Origin of the sequence: Streptomyces sp. CC208A, assembly GCF_030010625.1 — a bacterium.
Lineage (GTDB): Bacteria > Actinomycetota > Actinomycetes > Streptomycetales > Streptomycetaceae > Streptomyces.
Genome location: NZ_JASCXN010000032.1, coordinates 33,215 through 54,488, shown reverse-complemented (window position 1 = coordinate 54,488; position 21,274 = coordinate 33,215). Strand labels below are relative to the sequence as shown.

25 protein-coding genes are annotated in these 21,274 nt (G+C 71.8%); 9 read left to right on the top strand and 16 right to left on the bottom strand.

Going from position 1 to position 21,274, the window contains the following annotated elements; all coding sequences use genetic code 11:
• Positions 1 to 4 precede the first annotated feature (4 nt).
• The 3 genes from QK442_RS28535 to QK442_RS28525 all read left to right on the top strand — a co-directional run bounded on the left by QK442_RS28535 (position 5) and on the right by QK442_RS28525 (position 2,397).
• On the top strand, positions 5 to 415 hold the full coding sequence (locus tag QK442_RS28535) for a VOC family protein (protein ID WP_282697000.1): 411 nt from the start codon (positions 5 to 7) through the stop codon (positions 413 to 415).
• A 117-nt stretch (positions 416 to 532) separates the two neighbouring features.
• Positions 533 to 1,351: an isocitrate lyase/phosphoenolpyruvate mutase family protein gene (locus QK442_RS28530; protein ID WP_282696959.1), complete on the top strand. Its 819-nt coding sequence runs from the start codon at positions 533 to 535 to the stop codon at positions 1,349 to 1,351.
• A 74-nt stretch (positions 1,352 to 1,425) separates the two neighbouring features.
• Complete coding sequence (locus QK442_RS28525; RefSeq protein WP_282696958.1) at positions 1,426 to 2,397, top strand: hypothetical protein; 972 nt, start codon at positions 1,426 to 1,428, stop codon at positions 2,395 to 2,397.
• A 128-nt stretch (positions 2,398 to 2,525) separates the two neighbouring features.
• Here QK442_RS28525 and QK442_RS28520 read toward each other — a convergent pair whose 3' ends face one another.
• On the bottom strand, positions 2,526 to 3,224 hold the full coding sequence (locus QK442_RS28520; RefSeq protein ID WP_282696957.1) for a polysaccharide deacetylase family protein: 699 nt from the start codon (positions 3,222 to 3,224) through the stop codon (positions 2,526 to 2,528).
• Between the two features lie 255 nt (positions 3,225 to 3,479).
• Between QK442_RS28520 and QK442_RS28515 the strand changes: the two genes are divergently transcribed.
• A complete protein-coding gene (locus tag QK442_RS28515) occupies positions 3,480 to 3,986 on the top strand; it encodes a hypothetical protein (RefSeq protein ID WP_282696956.1) in 507 nt (168 codons plus the stop codon).
• A gap of 575 nt (positions 3,987 to 4,561) precedes the next feature.
• On the opposite strand, the gene QK442_RS28510 is transcribed toward QK442_RS28515, so the two are convergent.
• Positions 4,562 to 5,059, bottom strand: coding sequence for a hypothetical protein (locus QK442_RS28510; protein ID WP_282696955.1), 498 nt, complete (start codon positions 5,057 to 5,059; stop codon positions 4,562 to 4,564).
• A gap of 618 nt (positions 5,060 to 5,677) precedes the next feature.
• Between QK442_RS28510 and QK442_RS28505 the strand changes: the two genes are divergently transcribed.
• Positions 5,678 to 6,499, top strand: coding sequence for a hypothetical protein (locus tag QK442_RS28505; RefSeq protein ID WP_282696954.1), 822 nt, complete (start codon positions 5,678 to 5,680; stop codon positions 6,497 to 6,499).
• Positions 6,500 to 6,518: 19 nt separating this feature from the next.
• Here QK442_RS28505 and QK442_RS28500 read toward each other — a convergent pair whose 3' ends face one another.
• The 5 genes from QK442_RS28500 to QK442_RS28480 form a co-directional block, all read right to left on the bottom strand.
• The gene (locus tag QK442_RS28500) at positions 6,519 to 7,160 is read right to left on the bottom strand and encodes an OmpA family protein (protein WP_282696953.1); all 642 of its coding nucleotides are present in this window, start codon (positions 7,158 to 7,160) and stop codon (positions 6,519 to 6,521) included.
• 9 nt (positions 7,161 to 7,169) lie between these two features.
• Positions 7,170 to 7,649, bottom strand: a complete 480-nt coding sequence (locus tag QK442_RS28495) for a hypothetical protein (RefSeq protein ID WP_349239688.1) — start codon at positions 7,647 to 7,649, stop codon at positions 7,170 to 7,172.
• Between the two features lie 107 nt (positions 7,650 to 7,756).
• The gene (locus QK442_RS28490; protein WP_349239687.1) at positions 7,757 to 8,365 is read right to left on the bottom strand and encodes a pilus assembly protein TadG-related protein; all 609 of its coding nucleotides are present in this window, start codon (positions 8,363 to 8,365) and stop codon (positions 7,757 to 7,759) included.
• A gap of 41 nt (positions 8,366 to 8,406) precedes the next feature.
• A complete protein-coding gene (locus QK442_RS28485) occupies positions 8,407 to 8,616 on the bottom strand; it encodes a Flp family type IVb pilin (RefSeq protein ID WP_282696951.1) in 210 nt (69 codons plus the stop codon).
• Between the two features lie 391 nt (positions 8,617 to 9,007).
• Positions 9,008 to 9,274, bottom strand: a complete 267-nt coding sequence (locus QK442_RS28480; RefSeq protein WP_282696950.1) for a GntR family transcriptional regulator — start codon at positions 9,272 to 9,274, stop codon at positions 9,008 to 9,010.
• Between the two features lie 168 nt (positions 9,275 to 9,442).
• Here QK442_RS28480 and QK442_RS28475 point away from each other — a divergent pair, with 168 nt between their 5' ends.
• Complete coding sequence (locus tag QK442_RS28475) at positions 9,443 to 9,781, top strand: hypothetical protein (protein WP_282696949.1); 339 nt, start codon at positions 9,443 to 9,445, stop codon at positions 9,779 to 9,781.
• Positions 9,778 to 10,011, top strand: a complete 234-nt coding sequence (locus QK442_RS28470) for a hypothetical protein (RefSeq protein WP_282696948.1) — start codon at positions 9,778 to 9,780, stop codon at positions 10,009 to 10,011. Before QK442_RS28475 ends, QK442_RS28470 begins: the two co-directional genes overlap by 4 nt.
• A gap of 139 nt (positions 10,012 to 10,150) precedes the next feature.
• Here the strand turns inward: QK442_RS28470 and QK442_RS28465 are convergent, their stop codons facing one another.
• Genes QK442_RS28465 through QK442_RS28425 form a run of 9 tightly spaced genes read right to left on the bottom strand, consistent with a single transcriptional unit; the run spans position 10,151 to position 17,662 of the window.
• Positions 10,151 to 10,696 carry an AAA family ATPase gene (locus QK442_RS28465; RefSeq protein ID WP_282696947.1) on the bottom strand — a complete coding sequence of 182 codons (546 nt, stop codon included), beginning with the start codon at positions 10,694 to 10,696 and terminating at the stop codon, positions 10,151 to 10,153.
• Positions 10,697 to 10,713: 17 nt separating this feature from the next.
• Positions 10,714 to 11,601 carry a DUF5936 domain-containing protein gene (locus QK442_RS28460; protein ID WP_282696999.1) on the bottom strand — a complete coding sequence of 296 codons (888 nt, stop codon included), beginning with the start codon at positions 11,599 to 11,601 and terminating at the stop codon, positions 10,714 to 10,716.
• A gap of 22 nt (positions 11,602 to 11,623) precedes the next feature.
• The gene (locus tag QK442_RS28455; RefSeq protein WP_282696946.1) at positions 11,624 to 12,568 is read right to left on the bottom strand and encodes a type II secretion system F family protein; all 945 of its coding nucleotides are present in this window, start codon (positions 12,566 to 12,568) and stop codon (positions 11,624 to 11,626) included.
• A gap of 13 nt (positions 12,569 to 12,581) precedes the next feature.
• Positions 12,582 to 13,940: a CpaF family protein gene (locus tag QK442_RS28450; protein WP_282696945.1), complete on the bottom strand. Its 1,359-nt coding sequence runs from the start codon at positions 13,938 to 13,940 to the stop codon at positions 12,582 to 12,584.
• Complete coding sequence (locus tag QK442_RS28445) at positions 13,937 to 14,350, bottom strand: TadE/TadG family type IV pilus assembly protein (protein ID WP_282696998.1); 414 nt, start codon at positions 14,348 to 14,350, stop codon at positions 13,937 to 13,939. Before QK442_RS28445 ends, QK442_RS28450 begins: the two co-directional genes overlap by 4 nt.
• 47 nt (positions 14,351 to 14,397) lie before the next feature.
• Positions 14,398 to 14,769 (bottom strand): TadE/TadG family type IV pilus assembly protein, encoded by a 372-nt coding sequence (locus QK442_RS28440; protein ID WP_282696944.1) that lies wholly within the window; start codon positions 14,767 to 14,769, stop codon positions 14,398 to 14,400.
• A 3-nt stretch (positions 14,770 to 14,772) separates the two neighbouring features.
• A complete protein-coding gene (locus QK442_RS28435) occupies positions 14,773 to 16,032 on the bottom strand; it encodes a P-loop NTPase (RefSeq protein WP_282696943.1) in 1,260 nt (419 codons plus the stop codon).
• A 9-nt stretch (positions 16,033 to 16,041) separates the two neighbouring features.
• Positions 16,042 to 16,758, bottom strand: a complete 717-nt coding sequence (gene cpaB / locus QK442_RS28430; RefSeq protein WP_282696942.1) for a Flp pilus assembly protein CpaB — start codon at positions 16,756 to 16,758, stop codon at positions 16,042 to 16,044.
• 46 nt (positions 16,759 to 16,804) lie between these two features.
• Positions 16,805 to 17,662: a hypothetical protein gene (locus QK442_RS28425; RefSeq protein ID WP_282696941.1), complete on the bottom strand. Its 858-nt coding sequence runs from the start codon at positions 17,660 to 17,662 to the stop codon at positions 16,805 to 16,807.
• A gap of 291 nt (positions 17,663 to 17,953) precedes the next feature.
• On the opposite strand from QK442_RS28425, the gene QK442_RS28420 reads away from it, so the two are divergent.
• Both QK442_RS28420 and QK442_RS28415 read left to right on the top strand, forming a co-directional pair.
• Complete coding sequence (locus tag QK442_RS28420; RefSeq protein WP_282696940.1) at positions 17,954 to 19,699, top strand: glycoside hydrolase family 18 protein; 1,746 nt, start codon at positions 17,954 to 17,956, stop codon at positions 19,697 to 19,699.
• Positions 19,700 to 19,922: 223 nt separating this feature from the next.
• The gene (locus QK442_RS28415) at positions 19,923 to 21,269 is read left to right on the top strand and encodes a M14 family metallopeptidase (RefSeq protein ID WP_282696939.1); all 1,347 of its coding nucleotides are present in this window, start codon (positions 19,923 to 19,925) and stop codon (positions 21,267 to 21,269) included.
• The last annotated feature ends 5 nt before the right edge of the window (positions 21,270 to 21,274 follow it).

Here is a 21,274-nt window from a genome sequence, read left to right as displayed (position 1 = left end):
CGGGATGCTGCGACTCACCGATTTCATCATCGACTGCCCGGACACGATGAAGCTGGCGGCTTTCTACTCCGAGGTGACGGGCCGTCCGGTCAAGGAAGGCAGCTCCGAGGACTGGGCCGGCATCCAGTTCGGCGAGATCGAGCTGGCATTCATCCGGGTGGACGACTACCGCGCTCCGCAGTGGCCCGACAGCGAGCACCCCAAGCAGTTCCATCTCGACTTCGAAGTGGACGAGATCGAGTCCGAGCAGCGCCGCGTCCTCGACCTCGGTGCGACGCTGAGGCAGGACTTCATCGGCCCCGACGGCTACGGCTGGCAGGTCTACACCGACCCGATCGGCCACCCCTTCTGCCTGTGCCGCAACAAGGGCGTCATCTGGACCGACCAGGGCCCGGTCTGGCCCGAGCGCGCCTGACGAGCTCGTGAGGCGCCCGCGCCGACCGCAACCGCGATGAGCCGGGGTCGGCACCGGGCGACGGTGGTGTCGGTTTTCTGCCGGACAGGGAGCCCGGGCCGTTGCTTGACTGACCGCATGAGCACATCATCCAAGGACAAGGCCCGGCTCTTCCGCTCCCTCCACACCCCCGCCCGCCCCCTCGCCCTCGCCAACGCCTGGGACGTCGCCAGTGCCCGTGTCATCGAGGCGGCGGGGGCGCCCGCGATCGCCACCACCAGCGCCGGGGTCTCCTGGGCGCTCGGCCGCCCGGACGGGGAGGCCGTCTCCCCGGACCGGGTGGTGGACCTGATCGCCCGTGTCGTCGCGGCGGTCGACGTACCGGTCACCGCCGACATCGAGGGCGGGTACGGCCAGGACGCGGCAGGCGTCGCCGAGACGGTCGCGCGGGTCCTGGAGGCGGGCGCCGTGGGCGTCAACATCGAGGACGGCACCCGCCCTCCGGCCGAACTCGCCGCACGACTGACGGCGGCCCGGGCGGCGGCGGACCGTGCGGGCGTGCCTCTCTTCCTCAACGCCCGTACGGACACGTACCTGTTCGGCCTCGGCGACCCCGCCACCCGTCTGAAGGACACCCTGGAGCGGGCGCGCGCCTACGTGGACGCCGGCGCCGACGGCGTCTTCGTCCCCGGCGTCACCGACCCCGCCCTCCTCGCGGAACTCGCCGCGGCCGTCCCCGTACCGCTGAACGTCCTGGCCGAACCCGGAACGCCCACCGTCGCCGAACTCGGCGCCCTCGGCGTCGCCCGCGTCAGCCTCGGCACGAGCGTCGCCCAGACCGCGTACACCGCCGCTCACCGAGCCGCGCGGCAGCTGTACGCCACCGGCGCCCACCCCCCGCTCACCGGCGCCCTCTCCTACTCCGACCTCGACACCCTGTTCCCCACCCACCGCTGACCCGACCACCAGCCCCGAACTCCACGTTTTCCACAGGGGATGCGGACCGCCCCTCGTTCATGGATCGTTGGTCCATGAACAGCACGGGCGGCACGGAGTTCACAGCGGACGACCTGGCGCGACTGGCCCGCGACGGGGTGCTCCTCACCGAGTGGGCGCACGCGGCGGGCTGGCCGCCGGGCAGGGTGAAGCGGCGCCTCCGGAGCGGACGGTGGCAGCCGATCTGCCGGGGTGCCTGGGCGCCGCCCGGGGTGGTGGTGGACTGGGAACACCGCGCCAGGGCCCTGCAGTTGCTCCAGCCCCGGCTCGTCTGCAGTCACCGGTCGGCCGCCGTCCTCCACCGGATCGAACTCCTCGACGGCCCCCGGGCGACGGACCCCGTCGAGCTCACCGACCCCCACCCCGCCCTGCAGAGACGCCGCCCCGGCACGCTCGTCCGCCTGATCCCCCTGGACGCGTGCGACGTCACCGTACGGAAGGGGCTCCGGGTGACGACCCCGGTCCGCACGGTCGGCGACGTGATACGGCTCGGCTCGCGTGACGAGGCGGTCGTCGCCGCGGACTCCGCCCTCTCCCGGCGGAGGGTGCGCGGGGTGGTCCGGCCTCCCCTCATCCGTTCCCCTGGCCTTCTCCGTGAGGAGCTCCTGTCGAAGGGCCCGACGAGAAAGGGAAGCCGGCGGGCGAGCCTCTGGCTGCCCCTCGTCGACCCGCTCTCCGGCTCGCCGGCGGAGACCGTCGCCCGGCTCCGCATGCACGACGCCGGGCTCCACCCCGAGACGCAGGTCCCGCTCTGCTTCCCCACGGACGGCCGCACGCTCCGACCGGACTTCCTCTTCCGGCCCGAGGGGCTGGCGGTCGAGGTGGAGGGCTACGCCTTCCACGGGACCCGGGAGGCCCACGAGCGGGATACGGAGAGGTTCAACCGCCTGGCCTCCCACCCAGAGGTACGACGCGCCCTCCGCTTCACGGCCGCGACCGTCCTCCACCGGCCGCACGAGATGATCGCCACCGTCCAGGCGACGCTGGCGGAGCTGCGAGACGGATGAAAAGGCCGCCGCCTCCTGGCGTGTCCGGGCCTCCATCCGGCCCCGACGCCCCACACCCTCCGGGGGTACGGGGGGTACGGGGGGGTACGGGGGCCGTCTCCTTCCTCCCGCACCTCACCCCGTAGCGACTACTCCGGTACGTACTCCCGTAGTGGCGCGGGCTTCAGGCCGGCCGCCTCGGCCAGGTCCAGGGCGCGCTTCAGGTCCTGCTCCAGGGTCGGTTCGAAGTGCAGCAGGATGATGTCGCCGGCCTTCAGCTCGGGCGCCGGTCCCGACTCGCCCACGCCGGTGAAGTTGTGCGTCCAGGTCACCACGGCCTTCGCGCCGCAGGTGCGGGCGACGGTCAGGGTGGTGGCGTCGTACACGCCGAACGGCGGGCGCAGCAGCCGGGGCCCGTCGCCGAACTCGGCAAGGTGCGCGTCCCGTGCCCCGCAGATCTCGGCCTTCTGGCCTGCGGCGTCGAGCGTGGTGAGGTAGGGGTGGTCGACCGAGTGGTTCTCGACGCGGGACCGCCCGTGGTCGAGCAGCTGGTGGAAGTAGCCGGAGTCGTACGAGTACGCCCCCGGGAGCAGGAAGAGCGAGGCCGGCACCCGGCGGTCGAGCAGCAGCTTCGCGGCGGCCGGGTCGTGGAACCAGCCGTCGTCGATGGTGATGAAGACGACCGGGTCCGTGGTCTCGACCCGGGAGACCACGGGCGCGGGTTCGGGCCAGGCCGCCGCCCCCTCCGGGGCGGCGTGCGCGGGGCCACCGACGGCCCCGAGGAGGGCGAGCGGGACGAGGGCGGCGAGCGCGCCGCGTACGGCGTGACGCAGACGGAGTCTCAGCATGACCACATCATTGGCCTAGACCAACTGTCGCGTCAATGACCCGAGTTGGACATGGGTGGCGGCGGAGGCGGCGGAGGCGGCGACGAGCGCGCCCGGAGGCTGGGGAGCGGACCGCGTCGACCACGTGCGAGCCGTACCCGAACGCCGGCTCCACCATGTCCGCCTCCACGTCACCGTACGGAACCTGTACGGCGGCACGCCCGTCCCACCCTGGAGCGCACACCAGTCGTGCGCCTGACGAACGGACGGGATGCGATGGCAGACCACCAGACCGTGCACCGTGGCGTGGCGGCCGTGGCGGGAGTCCTGCTGCTGGCGGGGGTCACCGGCTGCGGGTCGGCCACCGGCGGGGCACCGGAGGACCCGGCCCCGAAGACCGTCGCCGCCGAGGGGAAGGCGGTCGGCGCGGCCGAGAAGCCCGCGACGCCACCCCGGATGATCAACCGTTCGAAGGGCGCCCCCGGCGATGGGCTGCTCGCCCACATGCCTGGGACGCTGTTGGTCACGGACAGGAACTGTCTCGGCTTCCGAGGTGACGGCAGCAAGGTGGTCAGCGCACTGTCCTGGGCACACGGGTGGACCGCTGCGTGGGAGAACGGCAAGGCCGTCGTCCGCGACGAGGACGGCGAGGTCTTCGCCCGCGAAGGCGACCGCATGTCCTTGGGCGGCGGAACCTCCGACCAGTTCGCCGGCCATCCCTGCGCGGACGGAACGGTCTGGCACGTGGACGACTATCCGCCGCCTTCGGATGCTGCCGGATAGTTCGGGCCCGGCTGCTTCGCCCCGCCGTCATGCGGCGGGGGGGGTGGAGTGTGGAGTGCTGTCAACCGCCCGGCCACAGGGCCCGGCATGCTGTTCCCGGTCGACAACGCGCCCGTCGAGGACGGGCACGGAGATCACTCCCTGTGAGACGTCCTCCGGCCCGGTCCGTCGCCGGTCGGGTCGGTACCGCCGCCCTGGCGGCCCGCTCGATCTTCGCGCGGTAGGCCGCACGGGTTTCCTCGTCGTACTTGGCCGCGACGGTGGCCACGTGCTTGACCAGGCCGAGGAGGTTGGTCCCGGTCGCCGCATGATCGGGGTCGGTCTTCTTCGCCCGTGCAGGCCGCCCGTCGCGGGGCTCGCCCTGCCGTGCGCGGCCCGGCACGGGAAGGCCGGGGTGTCGGCATGGGAAGGCCGGAATGTCGGCGCGGGCGGGCACGAGGAAGCGGCGAGCGCCGTGTGAAGGGCGAGCCGCCCTGGACGCCCCCTGACCCGCAGCTCCTTTCGTACGACCGTCTCCCAGGTGCGACGCGAGGGGAGAAGGCCGGATTCCGGGGTCAGGTGGACGTCGGGGTCCGTCAGGCGAGGTGGATCGTGAAGCGCCTCACGACCTTCGGGTCCGTGGCGATCGTCTCGGAGTGGACCGAGCCGCGAGCCTTCTCGTACTTCCCGGTGCCGCCGGTGATCGCGGCGTCGAAGGGACCCTGGTCGAGGTAGTCGAAGTACACGCCCTGCGTGGTGATCTGGCCGCCCGGGAGGACGTAGGTCACGAGGCACTGCTCCGCTTCATCGTCGCCGCCCCGGGTGGTGGTGCAGCTGCCGTGGGTCTCGCCGACCTTGTTGTGCGCCTCGTCGAAGAGGTCCGAGCGGACGACGACCCGATCGCCCTGCGAGACGGTGCCGGGGGTGACGGGGAAGCGGGTCGCCTGCTGCACCTCGGCCAGGACTGTGATGGTCGGGGTCTTGCCCGTGGCCTGGGTGGGGCCGGCGTCCGTCGCGACGGCCGCGACGGGGGTGAAGGCGAGGAGGGTGACCAGCGTGGCCGTGCCGAGGCCGGCCGCTCTGATGGGACGCATCGCGCGACTCCTGGGATTGATGTTCGAGGATGACCGGATGGCGAACTCTCATCCGATTTCGTTCGATTCCCTTCATAACCTCGGCCCCAGCGCCGCACGGAGCGCCCCGGCACGAACCACCGGCACATCCAGCCGATCGGACCAAAGTCAGCGGTGACGCCCAGGGAGCGCGGGATGCCGACGAGCTCGCGGCGCGAGGCCGGGCCGGTCGCGGTGAGGCCGATTCCGGACGGCCGTCGGCGCCCGGGGGCGATCGATGACCCCGGGGCCGTCGGCGGCGGGGGCAGGGGCGGGGGCGAGGGCGGGCGGAAACGGAAAGGGTCCGGGATGCCCGCCGGGACATCGCGCCCGCCTTCACCCCGGCATGGGCCGGTCGGCCCGAAGCTTAAGGTCCGGGGTTCGGGCGGTGTTCTGGGGATGGGGTACGGGCCTGGACAACCCGCCCTCCCACCCTGCGAGTTGGGCGGCGCGGGTGCGAAGAGTTGCGGACTTGCCACGGAGCGTCATAAGCGCTTAGCGTGGCGTCAGGCTTGTGAAAGAAGTCGACCCCCACCAGGTGCTGCGAACACCTTGCGAGGGTCTCACCATCAAGATCGCAACGCTACGGAGTCGATCCTCATGGCTGATGCCGAGTTTAGTGATGCCCTCCACCCCCTGGCCAGTCCGGGGTACGGCAAGCGGTCCGCGCCGCAGCAGGAAGCCCGTGGACGGCAGGACTTCGCCCATCTTCCGGCCCGCGAGGCCGCCATCGCCGCGTACATCGACCGGCTGCCCGACGGCAGCGACATCTCGGTGAAGACGCTGGCCAAGCAGCTGCCGTACGGGCAGTGCGCCCTCCGGACCGCGCTCAACCGCATCCAGCGGGCCGGGCATCTGCGGCGGGGGCGGGAGTGCCTCGGCGGGAAGTGGGTCACTCGAACGTGGTTCTCGCGGACCCCGCGTGACAGTCGGTGGTGGGCCGCCTTCCAACAGGGCGACGTGCCGAAGGAGTCGGCGGGACCGAGGCGGTCGCGGGCGTACATCCTGCTCGCCGCGCTCGGGCGTACGAACTCCGCGCTGTCGCTCTCGCATGTCGAGTGCCGGGCGCTGATGCCGCTGGTGGAGGAGTGGTTCGAGCGGGACGCCGACGAGGAGAGCGTCCTGCGCGCCCTCACCGCCGGCCTCCCGCAGTCCGTCCACCACCCCGCCGGCCTCGTACGCCGCCGCCTCACCGACAAGCTGCCGCCGCCGCCCGTCCGGCGCACCCCCGCGCCGCCCCGCATCCTCGAATGCGGCACCTGCGGCGCGCCCGGGTACACGGACACCCTCCAGGACGGCGACTGCGGGCCCTGCCGGGGCGAGTACCCCGAACGCCGTACGGAGAGCGGTGTCCTTCCGGCTGCGCAGGTGCGGTCGCGGGTGGCCGAGATCCGGGGGCGGATGCACGACGTACGCGCCTGAGGGGTGGATTCGCCGGTCGTCAGGGAGCGGCAGGGGGTCCGGCCGTGGTGCGGGGGAAGGAGATCTCCACGCGGCGGTTCTTCTTCCGGCCCTCCTCGGTGCGGTTGTCGGCGATCGGGTAGTCCTCGCTGTAGCCCCGGATGTCGTACGAGGTCCCCGGGTCCAGCTCGCGCGCCAGGACCTGCTGGACGGCGACCGCGCGCTCCTTGGAGAGCTTGAGACCGTGCTCGTACGACCCCAGGTTGTCCGTGAACCCGAAGACCCGCACCCGGCCCGACCCCTGCGTCCGCACCTCGGCGGCGATGGCCCGGATACGGGTGGTGGCGGCGGGGCTGAGCTTGGCACTGTCCTTCGGGAACAGCACCTCGGCCTGGAGCGCGAACGTCACGTCGACGTTCGTGTCCTCGCGCCGCTGCTCGCCGCCCTCCTCCTCGACGATCTGCTTGATGTCAAGCACCTTGGCGGGCGCGAGCGTGGCACCGTCGGGGAGCATCAGGCCGGGGGAGTTGGGGTCGATGGCGGGGGGCGGGGAGGTGGAGGTGGTGCCGGGTGGGTCGTCGGCGAGGGCCTCGCCTGAGCTGAGCGGCCACACCGTGATCGCCACGACCGCGAGCGCGGCCAGCCTGCGCCGTCGTCCTGATCGTCCTGTCGTCGTTGTCATGACGTCGCCTCAGGAGAGCTTGAGGGTGGCGGGTTCGAAGGTGGGCAGTTGGAACGAGACCTCGGTGGTGGAGGCGGGGGGCGCGGGGAACTGCATGAAGACGGCGGTGGACTTGCCGGGGCCCAGGCTGTCGAGACCTGTGGTGGTGAGGGGGCGGCCGTCGGTGTCGCGTAGGACGTAGTAGCGCTTCTTGCCGACGGGGTCTACGAGGGTGGCTCCGCCGAGGGACTTGCCGTGCTTGACCACCTCGGTCTCGTCGCCCCTCATCTTGGCTGGTAGGACGGCCGGGGAGTCAGCGCTGTTCTTCAGCACACCCTTGATGGTGAGGAAGCCACCCTCATCGCGCTCGGCGAGCGTGATAGCCAGTTCCAGTCCCTTCTGCCCCTTGGCGAGGGCGATCGTCTCCGCCGGTTCTTCAGTGAGCTGCTCCGCCGTGGTGGTCGTTGGCTGCTGGGGTTGCGGCGTCGTGGTCGCCGGCTTGTTAGACAACTTGGGTTCGGCATCGGCCCCACAGCCGGTAACAGCCAAAGAGGCCGCCACCGCGAAGGCGATGAGCCCCCCTCTCACGTACGAGACGTCCATGAAGAGCGCTTCCTTTACTCGTCGTCACTGGTCAGTCGAACGCGGAAGAGGTCATCGACTCCGGGTAGCACGGGGTCCTCTGGGTCGATCTCCCAAGGCTCGCCGTCGCAGGTGAGGCCCGAGATCGGGTCGGGATCCTCTTCCTCAGGCTCCTCGGGCGGCGTACTGGACGGATCCGGTTCAGGGGTCGGTTCAGGGCTCGGCTCGGGCGGATCGAACCTACACAGTGGCTCGACCACCGCAGAGGCGGTGGCCGTGGCGCGCCGCTCGTCCGTACCCGGGACGATCGACTCACCGACCGTGCCCTCGGTCTGCACAGTCACGGTGAAGCCGAAATCCAGCGGCACGCAGTCATTGACCTCGGCATCGTTGCGCGAGGCGAACTCGGCGGCCCTCTGGCAGGAGCGTTCCACGGCGTATCCCTCGCCCCGAACGAATCGCTGCCACTGAGCCGGATCGCCTATCACCTTGAGCCAACCCTCCCGGAGTTGCTCCCGAGCGTCCTGGGCTGCCCCGAGGGCTGCCGCGTCGGCAGCCGTCTGAGCGCCGTTGCGAAGGACTGCGGCCTGCCCGACAGCGAAGTAGACGAAGGCCAGGAACAGAAGCCCCGCGATTACTGTCACGTAAGCGGGAAACGCCTGACCCTCGTCTGCTCGAACGCCCCCTACCCCCCACCGCCACCGGTGATCGCACTGATTTTTTCGGTGATCGCATCCATGATCGAGCTGCCGATGTCGGTTCCAGCGATGGCGATGATGATGGCTGCCACCACCACGATGATCCCCAGGTACTCCACCGCCGTCTGGCCCCGGTCGTCGCGGGGCGGCGCGTGGTGTCGCAGTCTTGTCAGAGCCTTCAGCATCGCGTCGTACATCGTGCTCCCCTCCGCTGTCAGACGCCTGCGCTTGGGTACGGTCCGCCGACCGGAGGGACGGCGTACCGTACCCGTGGGCCCTGGTGCGGGCCCGGGTCATCGGGTGGGCCTGGGGCCCAGCAAGGAGGCTATGGCCTCGGCGCGTGTGCGGGCGGGGAGTTCGGCGAAGACGTGGTCTCCGTGACGGTCGGCCGCCCGCTCGGTGATGCGGCAAGTTGCGTCGACACGCTGGTTGTTCAGGCTCCTGACGATCACGTGCATCAACGGCCACCCCTCCCACACTCGGTCAGCACTCTGTCACATGCGGTTGCCCGTGCGAAGGGGGATCGTCAACCCGAGGTGAGATCGAGACAGTTGTAGACGTGCGGGCGAGGGCGCGGACGCCTGTGCGTCAGTCACCGGCCCCGTCGGCGTCGGGCAGTCGCTCGGCCACAAAGGAGCCCCTCGCGCGCACCGTCACGATCAGCTCCCGCTCGCGCAGGATGTCGAGGGCTCGGCGGACGGTGTTGGAGCCGACGCCGTACTCCTGGGAGAGGACCAGCTCACCGGGCAGGCGCACCCCCGCCGGGAACTCCCCGCTCCTGATCCTGCCCTCCAGGATCTTCGCGAGCTGTTCGTAGTGGTAGGCGGCGGCGCCGGGATTGATCTGCTCTGTCACGCAATCGAACATAAGCATCCGACAACGTTCGCGCATCGCCGACAACTGTCAACCACTGCCGTCCACTGTCGACTACTGTCGGCATCAGTTACGCTGCCGACATGAAAGGCCCCGGCGAGTCGGATCAGGACTCCCGGGGCGTGGCCAACCTGAAAGAAGCAGGTCGACATGTCGCAGCTTATCCGCGCCCTCGTCGCATGGGCGAGGGTCGCCTTCCGTCCGCCCGCCGCTACCGCGACACCAGCCCCGTCGCCGTACCACCGCCGCACCCCACCAACCGCCCTCCCCCTCCCCCTCCCCCTCCCCCTCCCCGCACCCCGCTCCCCCTACGGCCTCGACCTTCCCCTCGACGGCGCCGCCTCCGTCCTCGTCCGGCCCTACCTCGTCGCCGAGGAGCGGCGGAAGGAACGGGCTCGGCAGCGGCAGCGGCGGCTCGTGCTCGTGCTCGCCGCCGACTTCGGGATCGACCTGGACACCCGGGACCTGCATGGGCTGGGGGTCGCGTGAGGGACGGCGCCCTGCCGCTCCCCGGCCCCGCGCGGCGGCCCGTGCGGATGTGCGTGCGGTGCTGCGCCATCACCGCGGAGCCGGTCGTCGTCGCCGAGGTGCACCAGAGCTCCGGGCCCGGGTTCAACGTCTACGCCTGCCCGGCGTGCGCGCCGCACTACTCGCCCCTGCCGGACGTGCTGGAACTCTTCGAGGACCGGGACCGACGGCGGGACGGTGACGACGACTGACCATCGCCCCTGACGGGAACGGGACCGGGACCGGATCGAGCCGGCGATGCCCGGCCGGTCCGGTTCGCGGTCAGCGGCGGGCCGCCCACCGCCGCACAAACCGGCCGCACAAACCGGCCGCACAAACCGCCCGCCGCGGCTAACCGGAGGCGCCGCCCAGCCAGCCGGCCGCCCCCACCACCTCGCGCGCTATGTCGACCACGGAACGTCCGTCGGTCACCACCCGCACCGCGTCCGCCGGTGCCCGCTCATCCAGGATCCGCGCCTTACGGGCGCTGCTCTTCAGCTCCTGCTCCAGCTCCGAGCCCTGTTCCCTCCCCGTCAGCCGCTCGCGGGCCGTGGCATCCGTCGCGGTGAGCACCACCCGCACGATCCTGACGTCCGCACCCATGGCGCGCCGGAACATGCCCTCGTTCTCGGCCAGAACGCTCACCGTCTGCGTGTAGATCAGGCGGCGATGGCCGAGATCGGCGTAGTTCGACCAGAGCGCCGTCAGATTGCGCTCGGCGATCTTCTCGCGCTGGGGGTCCCCGTCCGGAGCGGGATGCACCTGCGCCATGAAGTCGCCTTCTATGACGCAGTGGTCGACCAGCGCGGCGCGCAGACGCGCCGAGACCTCCCACGCCACCGTCGTCTTGCCGACGCCGGCGCGCCCCCCGATGAGCAGTACCTCTGTCTGGTCCATATCACTCACTCCATCGCTCACTCCCCCGCGATCGAGCCGAGGTCCGTCCCCGTCCCCAGGAACAGGCCCGCGCCCAGCAGGATCATCGTCGCCGGGACCATCAGCGTCGTGATGACCATGGTCGCCTTCGGGACTGCCTTCGCCGCCTTGCGGCGGGCGTTCTGGGCGTCTGTGCGGCGCATGTCCTCCGCGATCTGGATCAGGGTGTCGACGATGGGGGCGCCCAGCTCCTCGCCCTGCTGCAACGCCGTCACGAACTGGGCCACCTGCTCCGAGTCGTTGCGGCGGCGGAGTTCGTCGAAGGCCTGGCGGCGGGGGACGCCCATGTCCATCTGGCGGAGGGTGATGCGGAGTTCGTCGGACCAGGGGCCCTCGTACTTCTCCGCCACACGCTCCAGCGCCTGGCGGAAGCCGAGGCCCGCCGAGACGACCACCGCCAGGACGTCCAGGAAGTCGGGGAGGGTGCGTTCGATCTGGTCCTTGCGGATGCGGACCGCCGACCAGATGCCGACCTCCGTCCAGAAGGCGCCGAAGGCCACGAGGAGGGCCGCCGTCACGTACGAGCCCTTGCTCAGCATCAGCAGGGCGCCTACGCCGCCCAGGAAGCCGTAGACGGCCCGCCTCGCGCCGTAGCGGTCGATCGTCAGGCCGCCGGGGTTGCCCGCCAGGTCGATGCGGCGGCGGACCTTGTCGACGCGCTTCGGGCCCATCCAGCGGAGGATCGTGGGCGACCAGCGCATGCCGAGGCGGTCGACCGCCGAGTCGACGGCGCCGGTGCGGGTCGAACCGACCTCCAGGGCGAGGCGGAGGTCGTCGGGGAGGCGGGCGTCGGCGCGGTAGAGGCGCAGGCCGTAGGCGAAGCCGGCCACCGAGAGGCCGGCCAGGAGGGCGATGGCTAGTTCCAGCATCCGGTTCCGTCCCTCACCCTCACACGTCGATCTTCGAGAAGCGGCGGATGGCGGCGAAGCCGAGGACGTAGAGGGCGCAGGCCGCGATGACCGCGCCCTGGCCGATCGGGGAGGCCGTCATGCGGTCCAGGGCTCCGGGCTGCATGTTGTCGATCAGGAGCAGTGAGCCGAAGCCGATCACGGGGACCGCGTACGCCGTCATGCTCACCTGGGAGAGCTGGGTGCGGACCTCGCGCCGGGTCTCCTTGCGCTGTTCCAGGGTCTCGGTGAGGTTGCGGAGGGAGGAGACGACCGTGCCGCCCGCCTTGTTCGCCAGGACCAAGGTCGTGACCAACACCACCAGTTCGCGGGAGGGGAGGCGGTCCGCCAGTTCCGCCAGGGCGTCGTCCAGGGGGGCGCCTACCGCCAACTGCTGGGACACCTTCTCCAGTTCGTCGCCCGCCGGGGACTCCATCTCGTCCGCCGCCAGGCTGATCGCCATGCGGAGGGCGAGGCCCGCCTGGGTGGCGTTGGCCAGGATGCGGGAGAGTTCGGGGAGTTGGTTGATGAACTTCTCGATGCGCTTCTGACGCTGCCAGTTGAGGTAGCCGTACGCCACCCACACGCCCAACAGGCCGCAGATCGGGCCGAAGAAGGCGGAGAGGGCCGCCTGGCCGATCACCCAGAGGACCGCCACCGTCGCCGCCAGGCCCACCGCGAACTCGCCCGGCGTCACGTCCAGGCCGGTCGCGGCGATGCGGCGTTCCAGGTTGCGGCCCAGGGCCGTGGCCCGGACCCTCCGGTCAAGGGCGACGAAGCGGCGCCTGCGGCGGCCCGGCGTCTCGGGGACGGCGGTGTCGTCGAGGCGGGCGACGAGCGCCGCCTGGCGCCGGGCGCCGTTCGCGTACACCTGGATGCCGGTGACACCGAGGACGCAGGCGAGCAGCGCCACCCCGGTCGTCAGCCAGAAGGGGTCGATCGTCACGTCACCGGCCTCCTCAGGTCGCTTCTCGGGTGGTCAGGTGGGTGTCGTCGGCGGCCACGCCGAACGCCGGCGGTATCGGCTGGCCCGCCAGGTAGAGGCGTTCGGCGAGGCGGCGCGGCAGCGGGTGGTGGACGTACCGGCCGTGGACCCGTCCGTCGGCGGCCAGCGGCTCGGCCTGGAAGCGGCAGACGGTGGCGAGGACGAAGCGTTCCCTGCCGTGCGAGGCGAGGGCCGCGATCTCGGTGACGCGGCGGGTGCCGTCGGGGTGGCGGGTGAGCTGGACGAGGACGTCGACGGCGCTGTTGATCTGGTCGCGCAGCGCCTCGAAGGGGACCTTCACCTCCGACATCGACGCCAGGGTCTGGAGGCGCATCAGGGCGTCCTCGGCGGAGTTGGCGTGGACGGTGGCGAGGGAGCCGTCGTGCCCTGTGGACATCGCCTGGAGCATGTCGAGGGTCTCGCCGCCGCGGACCTCGCCGACGATGATCCGGTCGGGGCGCATGCGGAGCGAGTTGCGGACGAGGTCGCGGATGGTGACCTGGCCGCGGCCCTCGATGTTCGGCGGGCGGGCTTCGAGGCGGATGACGTGGGACTGCTGGAGCTGGAGCTCCGCCGAGTCCTCGATGGTGATGATCCGCTCGCCCTCGGGGACCAGGCCGGAGAGGGCGTTGAGGAGGGTGGTCTTGCCCGTGCCGGTGGCGCCGGACACGATGATGTTGAACTTCGCCTGGACCAGGCCGGAGAGGAGCAGCAGCATCTGCTCGTCGAGCGAGCCGAGGCCGATCATCTCGTGGAGGGTGTAGGCGCGGGGGAAGCGGCGGATGGTGAGGGTGGCGCCGGTGAGGGAGAGCGGCGGGATGATCACGTTGACGCGCTCGCCGGACGGGAGACGGGCGTCGACCATCGGATTCGACTCGTCCACGCGGCGGTTGACGGTGGAGACGATCCGCTCGATGGTCTGCATCAGCTGGTCGTGGGAGGCGAAGCGGAGCGGGAGGAGTTCCACGCGGCCGCCGCGCTCGATGTAGATCTGGTCCGGGCCGTTGACCATGATCTCGGTGATGGAGGCGTCTTCGAGGAGCGGTTCGAGGACGCCGAGCCCGAGGGCCTCGTCGACGACGCGGCGGATCAGGCGGCCGCGTTCGGCGGTGGAGAGGACCGGGCCCTCGCGGCTGATGATGTGCCCGAGGACGCGTTCGAGCCGGGCCCGGCGCTCGGTCGCGGCGAGCGCGGACATCTCGGTGAGGTCGATCTCTTCGAGGAGCTTGGCGCGGAAGGAGGCGACCAGGTGGCCGTCCTCCCGGCCCGCGCCGGGGCCGAGGGCGCTCGGGTCGTCACCGGGGTGGTGGTGGATGCGGGCGCGCAGGCTCATCGGCGGTCGTCCCCTTCCGAGGTCCGGGGCAGGGGCATGGTGGCGGACTTGGTGGCCGGGGCGAAGTTCCAGAAGGGGACGACGCTGGGGATGTCGACTTCGACGGTGACGGTCACTTCGCCGTCGCTCCCGCCGTGTTCCACTCTGGGTCTGATCCATCCGGAGACCGCCGCCGCTGCCGCCGCCTCCGCGCTCGGCGCGTCCTCCGCGTCGCTGCTCGCCGCCCGTGCCGCCGCCCGCGCCGCCGTCCCCGCCTGCTGCGCCGCGTACGCCGCGAGGCCGAGCTGAAGCCCGGCGAGGCCGACGAGCAGCAGGACGGGCAGGAAGCCGAGGTACTCGATGGCCGCCTGGCCGCGGTCCCGACGAGCGGACGGAGATGTCGTACGACTCCGAGGGGCGTCGCCCCGCAGGCCCGTACCGCCCGGCCTCGCGAGGCCCTTCCCCACCCTCGTATGCCTCACGGCGTCCCCACCGATCCCTCGTAGACGGCGCCCGCCGTCGCCTTCGCGTCGCCGAAGCCCGCCGTGCCGGGGAAGAGGACGGGGATCCTGACCGTGGCGACGGCCGTGACCATCCCGCCCGCCGGGCCGCTGCATGTGGCCGAGCCCTGCCACGCGCCGTCGAAGTGCCGCTCTCCCGCCGCCTTGCCGTCGTCGCCGACCGCGCACGCACGCGCCGCCTCGTCCGCCGCGTTGGCCGCCAGCGTGTACGCGTACCCCACAAGGACGACCTGCCACAGCAGGGCGAGCGTCAGCAGGATCAACGGGACCATCCCGGCGAACTCCACCGCCACCTGGCCCCGGTCGCCCCGCCCCCTCACTCTCTCCACGGCTCAGCGCCCTCCCCCGCGCCGCCGCAGCCCCAGTGCCCCCCGGTCCCCGGCACGGGCGAGCTGCTTGCCGGGGGCGGGCGCCGCCGCCGTGCCCACGAGGCCCAGCTCACCGGCGAGGGACCACAGGGCCTGCTTGACGGTGGAGCGGGCGTCGAGTTCGTGGAGGCGGCCGGCGTCGACGACGGCCTGGAGTTCCTTGGGGGCGTCGGGGACGGTGGCGGCGGCGATGCGGGTGCCGGTGATCTTCTGGACGAGGGGTGGCTGGATTTCGGTGGTGCGGGAGTGGCGGTTCACAAGTGCGACGCTCTTCTCGGCCTTGCGGACCTGGAGCCGTTCCCACATGCGTACGGTCCGTTTGGCGGCGCGGACGGCGATGACGTCGGGGGTGGTGACGAGGAGGGCGGTGTCGGCCATCTCGACGGCGGCGGCGTTGGCGCTGTCGAGGCGGGAGCCGCAGTCGACGACGACGACCTCGTGGCGGCCGCGCAGGGCGCTGACGATCTGGCGGGCGGCGCGGTCGGTGACCTCTTCGCCGCGTTCGCCGTCGGCGGGGGCGAGGAGGAGGGAGAGGCCGGTCTCGTGGACGTAGACGGCGTCCTGGAGGACGCGGGGGGAGAGGTCGGTGATGGCGGCGAGGTCGGCTGCGGAGCGGCGGAACTGGACGTCGAGGTAGGAGGCGATGTCGCCGCTCTGGAGGTCGAGGTCGACGAGGGCGACGGTGCGGCCGGAGGCGCGGGCGGCGAGGGCGAGGTGGATGGCGGTGAGGGTGGTGCCGACGCCGCCCTTGGCGCCGCTGACGGTGACGACGGTGCCGCCGGGGCCCGCGGTGAGGAGTTCGGCGCCGCCGCCGAGGTGGCGGCGGAAGCCGGCGGCCCACTGGGCGGCGGCCTGGACGCGGACGGCGAGTTCCTCGTAGCCGAGGGGGAGGGAGACGAGGCCGCGGGCGCCGGAGTCCATGGCGGCGGAGAGCAGGCCGGGGCCCGAGTCGGCGGTGATGAGGACGACGCCGACGGCGGGGAAGCGGAGGGCGACCTCGCGGACGAGGTCGAGGGCGGGGACGGGGCCGATCCGCTCGTGGACGAGGACGACCTCGGGGAGCGCGTCGAGGGAGTCGGCGGCGAGCCGGGCGAGGGTGTCGACGAGCTGGGTGGAGTCGGGGACGGGCGGGGCGGGCTCGGTGTCGGGGAGCTGGCCGAGGAGGGTGGTGACGGCCCGGGCCGCGTCGGGGTCGCCGACGGCCGGCAGGATCCTGGTGGGCATGGCCGGGCCTCACTTCTCCTTGTCGAGCGTGTAGGTGCGGTCGCCGGGGGCGGGGGCCGGCGGGGCGCCGGCGGCCGAGGGGGCGACGAGGGCGAGGCGTACGTGTTCGGCGAAGGACTCGGCGTAGGCGACGCGCTGGGTGTCCTGGGCGGAGAGGGCGAAGGTGATGGGGACGGCCTCGGTGGCGCGGTTGGCGCGGCTGCCGGCGGGGGCGTTGATGGAGGTCAGCCTGCCGACGTCGATGACGCGGGCGCCCGCTACGAGGAGGCGGGACTGGCTGGGCTCGCCCTTCTTCTCGCCGGTGAAGGTGGCGTAGATGTTGACGGTGGCACCGGGGTTGATCTTGCCGGCGACGCCGGTGGCCGCGTCGATCATGATCGCGATCTCCTGCTCGCCGGGTTCGAGCGCGGGGCGCTGGACGATCATGTCGCTCTGGAGGAGCGAGCCGGCGGCGAGGCGGGTGACGGCGATCTTGCCCTCGATGCGGGCGAGGTCGGTGACGGCGGTCTCGGGCAGCCAGCGCTTCGGCATGGAGATCTTCTCGAAGTCGGAGGCCCTCAGGGGGGTGTAGGGCTCCACTTTGTCCTTGACCCGGTACGCGGTGGTCTCCGGCCCGACCTTGGCGTTCACGTCGCTGATGACGGCGAGGACGCCGGCGAAGGCGCCGAGGGCGCAGAGGACGGAGAGCAGCAGCAGGATGACGCCGCGGCGCTGGCGGGAGTTCATCGGGTTCCCTCGGTTCGGGTTTCCTCGGTCAGGGGCGTGGGCGGGTTCATCGGGGCGGGCCGGCCTGGGTCGGGAGGGCGGGGGTCGCCAGGGGGGCGGCGCAGAAGCCGCAGCGGTCGCCGATGAGCTCCATGCCGCACCAGTGGCAGGTCTCGCGGCGTACGGAGGCGACGAGTTGGTGGAGGACGGGCAGGTCGGGGAGGTACGCGGCGAACTCGACGAGTTTGGGGGTGCCCCACCAGGCGGGTGAGGAGGCGGGCAGGGCGGTCTCCTCGACGGGGCCCGCGACGGCCCAGCGGGGGGCGAGGGTGGCGGTGGGCCAGTCGGTGGCGAGCTGGCCGCGGGCGGTCAGCAGGCGGGTGGTGAACTCGGGTCCGGCGAAGGCGGTTTCGTCGGCGCCGACGCGGACGATCCGGGGGGCGGGTCCGGCGAGGACGGCGAAGTGGGCGCCGGGGAGCCAGCTCTTGAGGTGGGAGCCGAGGGTGACGGGGACGCGGTCGAGGCGGGAGACGGAGCCGAGGACGGCGCCCGCGTAGATGTAGTGGGCGAGGAGGCGGGCGGCGGAGGCGAGGACCCCGGGGCTGAACTCGCAGGCGGAGAGCTGGCGGAGCTGGCGGACGAGGACGGCGGTGCCGAGCGGCGGGAGGTCGGTCCTGACCAGGGCGATCCGGTCGCTCTCCAGGAGGCCGCGGACGGTGTGGAGGCGGTGGGCGACGGCGGGGGGCGCGGAGGCGGGGCAGACGACGAGGACGTGCCCGAAGCGGTCGACGAAGCGGCGGAGTTCGGTGACGGAGTCGTCGAGGGTGCGGGCGGCCGGGTCGGCGAGCACGGCGGCGTTGGGGGTGCCGGGGTCGGTGGGCGGCAGCACCAGGTCGGCGCCGGTGACCGCGATCGCTGTCGGCACGTCGGACCCCCCGTCTTCCCGTCCCCCTCCCGGCGCCCGGCCTCGGGAGCCCCGGGGGCCGCTCACCACGACTGTTCTGCACCTTATCCACGGGGACCGGGGTGGTGAACGCATAATCCATCAACTCCCGCGGTCTTTCCCGTCAGTGGATTCCTCGGCTCCGCCTGCCAGAGGCCTTGACAACGCAATTGGTCTGGACCAACTTGGTGCGGCAACGGCGGTGGACACCGTCCCGATCCCCGACCACCGCCCCGATCCCCGAATCCCCGACTCCCCCACCGGAGGATGCACGTGGACCGCACCACCCACCGCCGGACCGCCGGCCGCCGGGCCGTCTCCCGCCCGGCCGCCCGCCGCTGGCTCGGCGGCGCGCTCGCGCTCGCCGTCGGCTCCGGGCTCGCCCTGGCCGGCGGCACCGGCACCGCGCTGGCCGCCGACGTCAACAACGCCAAGAACGCCGGTTTCGAGAACGGCCTGGCCAACTGGGCCTGTTCGGCCGGGAGCGGCGCCGCCGTCTCCTCGCCGGTACGCAGCGGGGCCGGCGCCCTGAAGGCCACCCCCGCCGGTCTCGACAACGCCAAGTGCGTGCAGACCGTCGCCGTGAAGCCCAACTCGACGTACACGCTGAGCGCCTGGGTCCAGGGCGGGTACGCCTACCTCGGCGCGAGCGGCACCGGGACCGGCAGCGGCTCGGTCTCCACCTGGACGCCCGACTCGCCGTCCTGGAAGCAGCTGACCACCAGCTTCACCACCGGCGCCTCGACCACCTCGGTCGAGATCTACACCCACGGGTGGTACGGCACCGCCGCCTACTTCGTGGACGACGTGAGCGTCTACGGCCCCGACGGCGGCGGCGGTCAGGACCCGGACCCGGTCGTCCCCGCCACCCCGGCCGGGCTCGCCGCCGGCACGCCCACCACCAGCTCCGTCCCGCTGAGCTGGAACGCGGTCTCCGGCGCGACGGGCTACAAGGTGTACCGGGACGGCTCGCTCGCCGCGACCGTCAGCGGCACCTCGACCACGGTCACCGGTCTGGCCGCCGACACCGCGTACTCCTTCCAGGTCTCGGCCGTCAACGCGGCGGGCGAGTCCGCCAAGTCGGCCCCGGTCGGCGCCCGTACGGCCAAGGGCGGCGGTGGCGGCGACAACCCGGCCGTTCCGAAGCACGCCGTCACCGGCTACTGGCAGAACTTCGACAACGGCGCCGCCAAGCAGAAGCTCCGCGACGTCCAGAACGCCTACGACATCATCGCCGTCTCCTTCGCGGACTCGACGGCCACGCCCGGCCAGATCGTCTTCAACCTCGACCCGGCCGTCGGCTACGCCTCGGTCGCCGACTTCAAGGCCGACATCGCGGCCAAGAAGGCGGCCGGCAAGTCGGTGATCCTCTCGGTCGGCGGCGAGAAGGGCAACGTCACGATCAACAGTGACGCCAGCGCCACCGCCTTCGCGAACAGCGCCTACGCCCTCTTCCAGGAGTACGGCTTCAACGGGATCGACATCGACCTCGAACACGGCATCAACTCCACCTACCTGACGAAGGCGCTGCGGCAGCTTTCCGCCAAGGCGGGCCCCTCGATGGTCCTGACGATGGCCCCGCAGACCATCGACATGCAGAACACCGGCACGGAGTACTTCAAGACGGCGCTCGCCGTGAAGGACATCCTCACGGTCGTCAACACCCAGTACTACAACAGCGGTTCGATGCTGGGCTGCGACGGCAAGGTGTACAGCCAGGGGTCGGTGGACTTCCTCACCGCGCTCGCCTGCATCCAGATCCAGGGCGGTCTCGACCCGTCCCAGGTCGGCCTGGGCGTCCCCGCCTCCACCCGGGGCGCGGGCAGCGGCTACGTCTCCCCGTCGGTCGTGAACAGCGCGCTCGACTGCCTCACCAGGCTGACCGGCTGCGGCACCTTCAAGCCGGCCCAGGCGTGGCCGACCCTGCGGGGCGCCATGACCTGGTCCACCAACTGGGACGCGACGGCCGGCAACGCCTGGTCGAACGCGGTCGGCCCGCACGTCCACGGTCTGCCGTAACCCACAAGGCCGTAACACCGTCCCGTACGCGTCCCCCTACGCGCGGCGCCACCGCCCCCTCCGGTGGCGCCGTGCCGCGTTTCCAGGGCTCTCCTCGCTTAACTTGGCGTCGACCATGGCCGAACTCCCCACCTTGACCCGTCCATGACATGGCCCCACCATGTGCCCCGGACACCCGCACCTGTTTGTCGCACTCCCCCACACTCCCCACCCAGGAGACACCATGCGACGTCCCCGATGCGGCAGAAGGTCCGCCACCCTCGCGGCCCTCGTGGCGCTCGCCCTCGCGGCGCCCCTCTCCGCCCTCTCCTCACCCGCCGGCGCCGACCAGGCGACCGCCGCCAGGGGCGGCGAGGAGGTGATCCGGCAGTACGAGATCGCCGGGCCCTCCACCACCGCCGCCCGCACCGCGCTCACCGCCACCGGCGTCTCGATCGACGAGGTCGACGCCCGCTCGGTCGTGGTCAGCGCCGACGAACGCCAGCTCGGCCGCCTCAAGGCCCTCGGCTATGAGCCGGTCGCCCTGCCCGGCCCGCCCGACCGTGGCGAGTCCGCCCGGTCCGCCCTCGGCACGCTCGACTTCCCCTCCGCCGACTCCCGGTACCACAACTACGCCGAGATGACGGCGGAGATCGACCAGCGGCTCGCCGCGTACCCGTCGATCATGAGCAAGCGGGTCATCGGCAAGAGCTACCAGGGCCGCGACATCGTCGCCATCAAGATCAGCGACAACGTGGCCGTGGACGAGAACGAGCCGGAGGTCCTCTTCACCCACCACCAGCACGCCCGCGAGCACCTCACCGTCGAGATGGCGCTGTACCTGCTCCGCGAGCTCGGCGCCGGATACGGCACCGACCCCCGGGTCACGAACATGGTGAACAACCGCGAGATCTGGATCATCCCGGACCTCAACCCCGACGGCGGCGAGTACGACATCGCCACCGGCTCCTACCGCAGCTGGCGCAAGAACCGGCAGCCCAACGCCAACTCCCGGTACGTCGGCACCGACATGAACCGGAACTGGGACTACAAGTGGGGCTGCTGCGGCGGCTCCTCCGGCTCCAAGAGCTCCGAGACCTACCGGGGCACCGCCCCCGAGTCCGCCCCCGAGGTGAAGGTCGTCGCCGACTTCGTCCGCTCCCGCGTCGTGGGCGGCAAGCAGCAGATCAAGGCCGGCATCGACTTCCACACCTACAGCGAACTGGTCCTGTGGCCCTTCGGCTGGACGACCGCCGACACCGCCCCCGGCATGACCCAGGACGACCGCGACGCCTTCGCCACGGTCGGCCGGAGCATGGCGGCGAGCAACGGCTACACCCCCGAGCAGTCCAGCGACCTCTACATCACCGACGGGTCGATCGACGACTACCTCTGGGGCGTCCACAAGATCTTCGGCTACACCTTCGAGATGTACCCGACCTCGTCCTGGAACGGCGGCTTCTACCCGCCCGACGAGGTGATCGAGCGGGAGACCGCCCGCAACCGCGACGCGGTCCTCCAGCTCCTGGAGAACGCGGACTGCATGTACCGCTCGATCGGCAAGCAGGCGCAGTACTGCCCGACCGCCTGACCGGC